12 protein-coding genes are annotated in these 9,919 nt (G+C 71.7%); 5 read left to right on the forward strand and 7 right to left on the reverse strand.

Features of this window, described 5'->3' with window-relative positions; all coding sequences use genetic code 11:
- Positions 1–34 precede the first annotated feature (34 nt).
- From mnhG to H7A73_RS16130, 7 genes are all read right to left on the reverse strand, one after another.
- Positions 35–391 carry a monovalent cation/H(+) antiporter subunit G gene (gene mnhG, locus H7A73_RS16100; RefSeq protein ID WP_111040073.1) on the reverse strand — a complete coding sequence of 119 codons (357 nt, stop codon included), beginning with the start codon at positions 389–391 and terminating at the stop codon, positions 35–37.
- Positions 388–726 carry a sodium:proton antiporter gene (locus tag H7A73_RS16105; protein ID WP_182066876.1) on the reverse strand — a complete coding sequence of 113 codons (339 nt, stop codon included), beginning with the start codon at positions 724–726 and terminating at the stop codon, positions 388–390. Before H7A73_RS16105 ends, mnhG begins: the two co-directional genes overlap by 4 nt.
- Positions 723–1,304: a Na+/H+ antiporter subunit E gene (locus H7A73_RS16110; RefSeq protein WP_111024572.1), complete on the reverse strand. Its 582-nt coding sequence runs from the start codon at positions 1,302–1,304 to the stop codon at positions 723–725. The genes H7A73_RS16105 and H7A73_RS16110 overlap by 4 nt, the downstream gene beginning before the upstream one ends.
- Positions 1,301–2,992, reverse strand: a complete 1,692-nt coding sequence (locus tag H7A73_RS16115; RefSeq protein WP_182066877.1) for a Na+/H+ antiporter subunit D — start codon at positions 2,990–2,992, stop codon at positions 1,301–1,303. Before H7A73_RS16115 ends, H7A73_RS16110 begins: the two co-directional genes overlap by 4 nt.
- Positions 2,989–3,399 carry a Na(+)/H(+) antiporter subunit C gene (locus tag H7A73_RS16120; protein WP_173032340.1) on the reverse strand — a complete coding sequence of 137 codons (411 nt, stop codon included), beginning with the start codon at positions 3,397–3,399 and terminating at the stop codon, positions 2,989–2,991. The genes H7A73_RS16115 and H7A73_RS16120 overlap by 4 nt, the downstream gene beginning before the upstream one ends.
- Positions 3,396–6,308: a Na+/H+ antiporter subunit A gene (locus tag H7A73_RS16125; protein WP_182066878.1), complete on the reverse strand. Its 2,913-nt coding sequence runs from the start codon at positions 6,306–6,308 to the stop codon at positions 3,396–3,398. The genes H7A73_RS16120 and H7A73_RS16125 overlap by 4 nt, the downstream gene beginning before the upstream one ends.
- Before the next feature lie 101 nt (positions 6,309–6,409).
- Entirely contained in the window at positions 6,410–7,162 is a 753-nt protein-coding gene (locus H7A73_RS16130) for an SDR family NAD(P)-dependent oxidoreductase (protein WP_182066879.1), read from the reverse strand.
- A 45-nt stretch (positions 7,163–7,207) separates the two neighbouring features.
- Here H7A73_RS16130 and H7A73_RS16135 point away from each other — a divergent pair, with 45 nt between their 5' ends.
- The 5 genes from H7A73_RS16135 to H7A73_RS16150 all read left to right on the forward strand — a co-directional run bounded on the left by H7A73_RS16135 (position 7,208) and on the right by H7A73_RS16150 (position 9,882).
- Positions 7,208–7,930, forward strand: a complete 723-nt coding sequence (locus H7A73_RS16135) for an SDR family oxidoreductase (RefSeq protein ID WP_182066880.1) — start codon at positions 7,208–7,210, stop codon at positions 7,928–7,930.
- A complete protein-coding gene (locus H7A73_RS18170; RefSeq protein ID WP_259362948.1) occupies positions 7,927–8,052 on the forward strand; it encodes a hypothetical protein in 126 nt (41 codons plus the stop codon). The genes H7A73_RS16135 and H7A73_RS18170 overlap by 4 nt, the downstream gene beginning before the upstream one ends.
- Before the next feature lie 67 nt (positions 8,053–8,119).
- Positions 8,120–8,740: a DedA family protein gene (locus H7A73_RS16140; protein ID WP_182066881.1), complete on the forward strand. Its 621-nt coding sequence runs from the start codon at positions 8,120–8,122 to the stop codon at positions 8,738–8,740.
- Positions 8,741–8,780: 40 nt separating this feature from the next.
- Complete coding sequence (locus H7A73_RS16145) at positions 8,781–9,647, forward strand: SMP-30/gluconolactonase/LRE family protein (RefSeq protein ID WP_411469319.1); 867 nt, start codon at positions 8,781–8,783, stop codon at positions 9,645–9,647.
- 7 nt (positions 9,648–9,654) lie between these two features.
- Entirely contained in the window at positions 9,655–9,882 is a 228-nt protein-coding gene (locus H7A73_RS16150; RefSeq protein ID WP_182066882.1) for a hypothetical protein, read from the forward strand.
- The last annotated feature ends 37 nt before the right edge of the window (positions 9,883–9,919 follow it).

Consider the following 9,919-nt stretch of genomic DNA (forward strand, 5'->3'; position numbering starts at 1 on the left):
CCGCCACGGGCCTCCGGTCCGTCAGATCGGTGCGTCAGGACTCCGTGTCGTCGACCAGCAGGTCCTCGTGCCGGTAGTCGTCGGCGCGCAGGCCGGCACGGGCGATCATGTGCGTCGACACCGGCACCAGGAACAGCTGGAACACCATGATCGGCAGCACGACCCAGAACGCCGTCCACGTCCACACCGCGACGACGATGGCGGCCAGCGCGAGCGCGAGCCCGAGCACCTGCGGCTTCGCCATCGCGTGTAGACGGACGAGCGGGTCCGGGAACCGGACGATGCCGACCCCGGCACCGAGCGACAGCAGCGACCCGACGAGCAGCAGCCCGACGGCGATCCAGGCGCGGATGCCGGCGTCGTCGACGAACGACTCGATGATCTCGATCACGACTGGTCCTCCTCGGCGCGCTCGGGGGTGGTGACGGTCAGGCCCTCGTCGGACGGGTCCGCCGAGGGTGTGACGGCCCGGGCCACGGCGACCGTGGCGAAGACGCTCGTTGCCGAGATCACCACGAGCACGGGGATGCCGGTGAGGTCCTGGCGGATGACCATCGCGGCCGCGATCACCACGAGCACGGTGGTCAGCACCATGTCGGAGCCGATCATGCGGTCGAGGATGGTCGGACCGCGCACGATGCGGAACACCGCGAGGGCGAACGTCACCCCGAGGAGCGCGAGCACGAGCGCGACGGCGATGCCCATCACGACGACTGCGGGGCTCACCGGGTCACCTCCGGCAGCGGCTCGGACAGCTCGGAGACGTCTTGCTTGGAGCCGAGTGCGCGGATGACCATGGCCTCGATCCGGAGTGCGACGCGGCGTTCGTCCTCGACCTGCTCCAGTCGCTCGGTGTCGAGCACGTGGAGCAGCAGACGACGGCGCCGCAGGTCCACGTCGGCGACGTACGAGCCGGGCACGAGCGAGATCGCGAGGGTGGCCAGGGTGAAGGTCATCTCCGATGTCGAGTGCAGCTGCACGAGCGTGATCGAGCTGCGCCGCACACCGCGGGGTCGGAACGCGACCCACGCGACCCGGAAGGACGCCACGACGACGAGCCCGGACCACACCACCAGGAACCGCAGCACGTGCACGATCGAGAACCGTGCGGACAGGGGGACCGGCGGGAGCGGCAGTGCCTGGGTGACGAGGAGCGCCACGACGATGCCGCACAGCAGCGTCAGCGGGGTCCACGATCCCCAGAGCAGCGCCCACAGCACGGTGAGTCCCGCGACCAGGGGCACGTCGTAGCGCCACGCCAGCGCGATCCGCCGGGCGTTCGAGATGCGGCGGACGTCGGTCATCGCTCACCTCCGAGCACGGCCTGCACGTAACGGTCGGGCGACTCCAGCGACTCCGCTGCGCGGGTCGCGTAGCCGTAGAGCGGGCCGGCGACGACGGTCAGGGCGACGGAGCCGAGCACCGCGACGGTCGTCACGCCGACGAGCATGCGCGGCAGGCGCACCTTCTCGGGAGCCTCGCCGACCGCCTCGGTCGCGCCGGTGGTCGGACTGGAGGCGGTGGCCGCGTGCGGTGCGTCGGTGACCATCACCGAGCCTCCCGGGTGGTAGGTCTCGCCCGTCTCCTCGGAGACGGTGAGCGGAGCCGGTTCCGGCGACCGCAGGTGGGCGTGCGGTTCCGCACTCGTCGCGTGCGGGGCGGCGGCCTCGGCCGCCGGCTTCGGCCGCCAGAAGGCCGCGTCCCAGACCCGCATGAGCGCGTACAGGGTGAGCAGCGACGTGACGACGCCGGCGCCGATGGTGACGTACGCCATCGGGGAGCCGTCCTCGGCGGCGGCGCGGAACAAGCCGAGCTTGCCGATGAAGCCGGAGAACGGCGGGATCCCGCCCAGGTTGAACGCGGGGATCAGGTACAGGGCGGCCAGCAGCGGTGCGGCCTTCAGCAGCCCGCCGAGCGACCGGGTCGAGGTCGTCCCGCCGACGCGTTCCATCAGACCGGACACCAGGAACAGCGTGGTCTGCACGACGATGTGGTGCACCGTGTAGAACACCGCTGCCGCCGTCCCCGCGACGGTGCCGAGTCCGACACCCATCACCATGAAGCCGATGTGGCTGATCAGCGTGAAGGACAGCAGCCGTTTGACGTCGGTCTGCGACACCGCGCCGAGCACCCCGACCACCATCGTCAGCGCGGCGACGACGAGCAGGACCTCGTTGAGTTGTGGTCGCGGGAAGATCACCGTCTCGAGCCGGATGATCGCGTAGATGCCGACCTTCGTCAGCAGGCCCGCGAAGACCGCGGTGACCGGTGCCGGGGCCGTCGGGTACGAGTCCGGCAGCCAGAACGCCAGCGGGAACACGGCCGCCTTGATGCCGAACCCGATCAGCAGCATCGTGTGCAGGAGCAGCTGGACGTGCTCCGGCAGGTCGGCGACGCGCTCGCTGATCTGGGCGATGTTCACCGTGCCGGTGGCACCGTAGACCAGGCCGATGGCGGCGAGGAAGATCGCCGACGCGATCAGGCTCGTGACGATGTACGTCGTGCCGGCCCGGACGCGCTGTTCGCTGCCGCCCAGCGTGATGAGCACGTAGCTCGCCACCAGGAGCATCTCGAACGCGACGTACAGGTTGAACAGGTCACCGGCGATGAACGAGTCGAGCACACCCGCGGCGAGCACCAGGTACGTCGGGTAGAAGATCGTGACCGGGGCGTCCTCGTCGTCGGCGGCCAGGCCCTGCCCGATCGAGAACAGCAGGACGAGCAGCAGGACGCTCGCACTGACGGTGAGCAGCAGGGCGCTCAGCCGGTCGACGACGAGCGAGATGCCGTACGGGGCGTCCCAGCCGCCGACCTGCACCACGATCGTGCCGTGCCGGTCGACCAGGACCATGAGCGTGGCGGCGACGGCCAGGGCCACGACGAGCACCACGACGGTGATCGCACGCTGGAGCTTCTGGTGCCGGAGGAGTCCGAGCGCGACCGCGGCACCGAGCAGCGGGACGAGGACGAGGAGCGGGACGAGCCAGGTCATCGGGTCGCCTCCTGTTCTGCGTCGGTGGTGGTCTCCGGGTCCTCGTCGGCCGGCTCGTCGCGGTCACGGCCGATGGCGGCGTCGGCCTCGTCGACCTCGACCTCGTCGGCGCGGGACAGCTGCCACGACCGGTGGATCAGGGCCAGCAGGAACGCGCTGACGGCGAAGGTGATCACGATCGCGGTCAGGGCGAACGCCTGGGGGAGCGGGTCGGTGATGCCCTCGGCGCTGCCGCCGATCGGCGGGTCGCCCGCGGCGCCGGACATCACCAGCAGCAGCAGGTTGAGCGAGTTGCCGAGCAGCAGGAAGCCCAGGAGCATCCGGGTCAGGGAGCGTTCGAGCAGCAGGTAGACGCCGCACGAGAACAGCACCGCCATGGCGATCACGAGGACGAGGGTGACGGTCATGTGGCGCTCCCTTCCGGGGTGGGGGCATCGAGGGCGTCGCTGACGGACCCCTCGGTGGTGTCGCGGGTCGGGGTCGAGGCGTCCTCGAGGCGCTGCCGGTCGACCTCGGCTCCGAGGCTGCGGAGGACGTCGAGCACCAGGCCGACGACGACCAGGTACACACCGATGTCGAAGAACGTGGCGGTGACGAACTCGACGTGTCCGAGGATCGGGACGGTGGCCTCGAAGAACTCGGAGTACAGGGCTTCGCGACCGAAGAACAGCGGCACGATCGCCGTGACGGCGGCCGTGGCGACCCCCAGCCCGAGCAGGCGACCGGCACGCACCGGGGCCGCCGCGCCGAGCTCGGCCGGGCCGCCGGCCAGGTAGCGGGCCGCGAGGGCGATGCCGGCGACCAGGCCCCCGGCGAACCCGCCACCGGCCGAGTTGTGCCCGGCGAACAGCAGGTAGAGCGAGAGCACGATGAGGCCGTGGAACAGCAGTCGGACGACCACGTCGAGCAGGGCCGAGCGGCCGGTCGGGATCGCGGCGCTCGTCGGCAGCCAGGCGCGGGGCTCGCCGTCGGTGCGCTCGCCGTTCGCGGTCAGGGTCTCCGGCAGGTCCCGCAGCCGGGGCAGGGTGTCCTCGCGCGAGTTCACGAAGATCAGGCTCGCGACGCCCGTGGCCGCGGCGACCACGACGGTGAGCTCACCGAGGGTGTCCCAGCCGCGCAGGTCGACGAGGGCGACGTTCACGACGTTGAGACCGTGCCCGAACGAGCTCGTCAGTGCGGGCAGGTCGGGCCAGAGGGGGCGCGCGGTGCGGGCCGAGGCGGCCACGACGACGACGATCGCCAGCGTCAGCCCCGCCAGCCCGGCGAAGAGCGCCCGGACGACCCGGAACCGCGACGGGTTGGTCGTGGCGATGCGCGGGGGCAGCCGTCGGAGGACCAGGACGAAGGCGATCAGGGTCACCGTCTCGACCACGAGCTGCGTCAGGGCGAGGTCGACGGCACCGTGCAGGACGAACAGCACCGAGAGGCCGTAGCCGGTGACGCCGACCAGGACCGCTGCGGCGAACCGGGTCTTCGCCGTGAGCACCGCGATGCCGGCGATCGACATCACGATCATCACCGGGATCTGACCCCACGAGTCGGCGAACCGGACGTGGAACTCCCACGGCCCGCCGAGCACCAGGTTGGCGAGCGCCCCGGCGACGAAGACCGACAGGATCACCGTCAGGTAGTAGGGGAGCGAGCCGCGCTGCAGGCTCGCGGTGAGTCCGGTCGCTCCACGGTCGAGCAGCCGCATGCCGTGCCGGTACGTGCCCGCGGCGCTCGGGAACCCCGCGAGCCGGTGTTGGAGCGCTTCGACCGGGCGGCGCAGGGCGAACAGCGCGAGGCCGCCGACCAGGGTGATGGCGGACAGGCCGAGTGCGGGTTCGAGGCCGTGCCAGAGCGCGAGGTGCGGGACCTCCTGGCCGCCGAGCGCTGCGGTCGTGGCAGCGGGCTCGATGCCGTGTGCGACCACCGGGGTGAGCAGACCGAGTGCGAGCCCGGCCAGTGCGAGCACCGAGGGCACGACGCCGAGGCCGTGCAGGGCGTGCGGCTCGGTCGTCGCGACGCCGGGCTTGCGGGCGAAGGCGCCCCACAGGAACCGCAGCGAGTAGGCCACGGTGAGCACCGATCCGACGGTCACACCGATCAGGGCGAACCAGGCCCAGCCGGCGTCGGAGCCGTGCAGGGACTCGGTGAACCCGGTCAGCACGGCTTCCTTCGCCACGAACCCGATCGTCGGCGGGATCCCGGCCATCGACAGCAGTGCGAGCACCGCGACGACCGCCAACCACGGGCGGGCACGGCCGAGCCCGCTGAGACGACCGAGGTCACGCGTGCCGGCGACGTGGTCGATCGCGCCGACGACCAGGAAGAGCGTCGACTTGAATGCGGCGTGCGCCACGAGGAGCGCGACCCCGCCGAGGGCGACCGCGGGGGCACCCCAGCCGGCGGCGAGCACGAGGAACCCGAGCTGGGCCACGGTGCCGTAGGCGAGCAGGAGCTTGAGGTCGGTCTGCCGCAGTGCCCGGTACCCGCCGACGAGCATCCCGGCGACACCGAGCAGCGTGATCGTCTCGCGCCAGCCGTCGAGCAGTGCGAACGCGGGCGCGAGCCGGGCCACCAGGTAGATGCCCGCCTTCACCATCGCCGCGGCGTGCAGGTACGCGCTGACCGGGGTCGGCGCGGCCATCGCGGCGGGGAGCCAGAAGTGGAAGGGCACGATCGCCGACTTCGTGAGCGCCCCGAGCAGCACGAGGACCACCGACACCGAGACGACCGTGCCGCTCGGGGGATCGGCGACGATCGCGGACAGCGAGGTCGTGCCCGCCGTGACCGAGAGCACCACGAGGCCCGCGAGCATCGCCAGACCACCGGCGGTGGTGACCACGAGGGCCTGCATGGCGGCGGCACGACTGGCACGCTTCGCGGCGTCGTGCCCGATGAGCAGGTAGGAGAAGACCGTCGTGGCCTCCCACAGGACGAACAGCACGATGACGTCGTCGGCGATCACGAGTCCGTACATCGAGCCGGCGAAGGCCGTCAGGACGCCGGCGAACCGCCCGAGCCCGGGTTCGTCCCGCTCGAAGTACGAGGCGCAGTAGACCAGCACCAACGCGCCGACGATCGACACCACGAGGGCGAGCACCCACGACAGGGCGTCCATCCGCAGCGTGACGTCGAGGTCGAGCTGGGGGACCCACTGGTGCCGTTCGACGACGCTGCCGTGGAGAGCCGCGTCCGTCTGCACCACCGTCAGCACGGCGGCCGCTGCGGGCGCGAGGGCCGCCACGTAGAACACGCGGCGTCCGAGGACGGGGGTCAGGGCTGGGACGATCAGGGCGACGATCGCGAACGCGACGAGGACGAGGACCATCGGGCACCTCCTCGGGGTCGGGCTGCAGTCCGGCTCACTGGGCCCTCACAGCCTACGAGGAGGGCGGTGTGGAGAACCTGTGCGGTCGGACAGCCGGGTGCTCAGGGGCGGCCGTACGCGCGAGCGGGGATCTGCGTCGCGAGCTTGCCGCCGGAGACGTCGAGCAGGGTGCCGGTGATGTACCCCGAGGCGTCGCTCGCCACGAAGACGAGCAGGTCGGCGACGTCGTCGGCGGTCTCCCACCGGCGCAGGGACAACGTGTCGAGCAGGCGGTCCTGTGCCTCGGTCGACATCGTCGCGAACCCGTTCATCGCCGTCGGGACCATGCCTGGGGCGTACGCGTTGACCGTGATGCCCCACGGGCCCAGCTCGGACGCGAGCACCCGGGTGAACGAGACGACGGCGGCCTTCGACGAGGCGTAGGCGGCGCTCCCGACGCTCGGTACGATCGCGGCGAACGAGGCGGCGTTGACGATCCGACCGCGGCCGGCCGCCTGCATCACCGGAGCCACGGCCTGGCTCATCAGGAACGTGCCGCCGAGGTTGACGTCCATGCAACGGCGCCAGGCGTCCCACTCGAGTTCTGCGACCGTGCCCGTGACGTTGATGCCGGCGTTGTTCACCAGCACGTCGATCGTGCCGTGCCGCCGGACGACCTCGTCCACGGCGTCGCGCACCGACTGTGGGTCGGCGACGTTGCACACGACGTGGTCGAGCGGGAAGTCCGGTTCGAATGCCAGGTCGAGCGCGACGACGCGGCACCCCTCGGCGACGAAGCGGTCGGCGAGCGTGCGGCCGATCCCGCGCGCTGCGCCGGTCACGACCACCACGCGGTCGGTCAGGTCGAGGTGCATCGGTGCTCCCGTCGTCGGTGCCTTGTGTAGGCATACCATCCGAGCATGACGGATCAGCGTGTGCTCTGGGTCACGGGTGGGGGCAGCGGCATGGGGGCCGCGAGCGCCGAGGCAGCGGCGCGTGACGGCTGGACCGTGGTGCTCAGCGGGCGCCGTGCCGAGCGGCTCGAGCAGGTCGCACGCACGATCCGAGCCGCCGGGGGAACCGCGGACGTCCTGCCCCTCGACGCGAACGAGCCCGACGCCGTCGCAGCCGCGCGGGACACCGTGCTCGAGCGGCACGGGCGGCTCGACGGGCTCGTGCTGGCGGCCGGGCTCAACGCCCCGCGACGCCGGTGGGACGACCAGTCGCTCACCGACTTCCGCGCGATCGTGGACACGAACCTCACCGCCGTCGTCACGATGGCGGACGCCGCGCTGCCGGCTCTCCGCGCGGCCGGAGGCGTGGTCGTGGTCGTGTCGTCGTACGCCGGGTGGTCCTTCCAACCGGGCGCGGGTGTCGCGTACTCGGCGAGCAAGTCCGCGCTCGCGTCGGTCGCACGGACGCTCAACCAGCAGGAGGCCGCGCACGGCGTGCGCGCCACCCACCTGTGCCCGGGCGACGTGGCGACCGACTTCCTCGACCAGCGGCCAGAGGTCCCCGACGCGGCCGCCCGGCAGCGGATGCTCCGACCGGAGGACGTCGGGCGGACGGTCGCCTTCGTGCTCGGGGTGCCGGAGCACGTGCGCATCGACGAACTCGTGCTGTCGCCGGTCTCGCAGCGGTGACGAGCACCTTCGAACGGGTCCTCGACCAGATCGGTACCGCCGTCTCCGGTGCCATCGCTGTGGGCAGCCGACGGAGCATCGACGAGGCCTCGGCCGTGCGGGCGAACGTCGACCGCACGTGAGCGGAGTGCCCCGGACCTGCGAGGATGGACGCCGGCGCGCCCCTCCGGCGCCCGTGGAGGGTGAGTCGTGGACGCAGCACAGGACCTGGTCGTCCAGCTCGTCGGTACCCCGTGGGCGTTCTTCGTGGTCGGCCTCGTGCTCGCCGTGGGCAGCGTCGCGGTCTTCCTGCCCAGCCAGGCACTCGTCGTCGCGATCGGCACGCTCCTGGTGGGCGGTGACGGCGGTCTCCTGCCGGTCCTCTTCCTCGTCGGCGCGGCGTCGATCGGGATGGTCCTCGGCGACCTCGGGCTGTACCAGCTGGCGCGGTCGGTCGACCTCGGCTCCAGGTCGTGGTTCGCGCGTCCGAAGGTCCGCGCGGCACGGGACGCCATCGACGGCCGCTACCGTGCGGCTCCTGGGCGCATCGCGGTGCTCGGACGCTTCATCCCGATGGGCCGGTTGACGACGAACCTGGTGGGCGCGGACAGCGGGCTCGACCTCCGGCGGTTCCTGCTCAGCTGCGTGCTCGCCGACGTCGTGTGGGCCGCGTACTGCGTCGGCATCGCCTCGGCCACCGGGCGTTGGAGCCGCGAGCAGCCCTTCCTCGTCACGACCCTCGCGGTCGTCGTGTCGATCCTGCTCGGCCTCGCGATCTCCGCGATCGAGAAGGCCGTCCGACGACGGAGCGAGGCTGCGTCCGCGGCCTGACGAACGTAGGCTGGGCACCCCGTTCGAAGGAGAACCCGTGCTGCTCGACGACCTCGTACCGGACCCCGACGCGATCGAGCGCATCGCCACCGGCAGTACCTGGGCCGAGGGGCCCTGCTGGATCCCGTCGACGCGCACATTGCGGTGGTCCGACATCCCCGGCGACCGGATCCTGCAGTGGCACGCCGACTCCGGGGAGACCTCGGTGTACGCGGACGGTGTCGAGTTCACCAACGGCCGCACGCTCGACCGGGACGGCAGTGTCGTGCAGTGCTCGCACGGCCTGCGTCGGGTCGAGCGCGACCGGGACGGCGTCGTCACGACGATCGTCGACGCGTGGGACGGGGGTCGGTTCAACTCCCCGAACGACGTCGTGATCGCGCGGGACGGCGGCGTCTGGTTCACCGACCCCGCCTACGGCATCACCCAGCCGCGTGAGGGGCACCCGGGCGTGCGTGAGTACGGCGACCACTGGGTGTTCCGGTGCGGACCGGCGGGTGAGGACCTACGGCCGGTGGCGACCGACCTGGACGAGCCGAACGGGCTGGCCTTCGACCCGGACGAGCGGGTGCTGTACATCGCGAGTTCGTCGGGGGACGAGCCGGTCGTCCGCGCCTACGACCGCCGAGGCGACCTGCTGAAGAACGGCCGGGTGTTCGCGCGGCTCGAGCCCGGAGAGGGTGCGCCGGACGGCATCCGGGTCGACGTGCACGGCAACGTCTGGTCGTCCTCCCACCGCGGCGTCGTCGTGTTCGACCCCGATGGTGGCCGGATCGGTACGGTCGCCGTGCCGGAGGTCACGTCGAACCTGTGCTTCGGCGGCGACGACGGTACGACGCTGTTCCTGACCGCGACGACGTCGGTGTACCGGATCGCCACGACGACGAGGGACGCTGCCGTATCCTGACTCGGCCATGCAGTGCGACTACTTCGACCGCGGGGTGTGCCGGTCCTGCACGCTCATGGGCCAGCCCTACGCCGACCAGGTCCTCGACAAGGAACTCCGCACGCGCGAACTCCTGCACGCCGCGGTCGAGGCCGCCGGGGGCCCTGGAGCGGTCTCCTGGTCGCCCGCGATCACGAGCCCGGAGTCGGGGTACCGGAACAAGGCGAAGATGGTCGTGGGCGGGGGAAGAGCGTAGGGGAGGGAAAGAGAGAGGTCGGCTGGGAAGACGTCGG

Source organism: Curtobacterium sp. ME12 (genome assembly GCF_903970855.1).
In the GTDB taxonomy this organism is placed as follows: domain Bacteria; phylum Actinomycetota; class Actinomycetes; order Actinomycetales; family Microbacteriaceae; genus Curtobacterium; species Curtobacterium poinsettiae_A.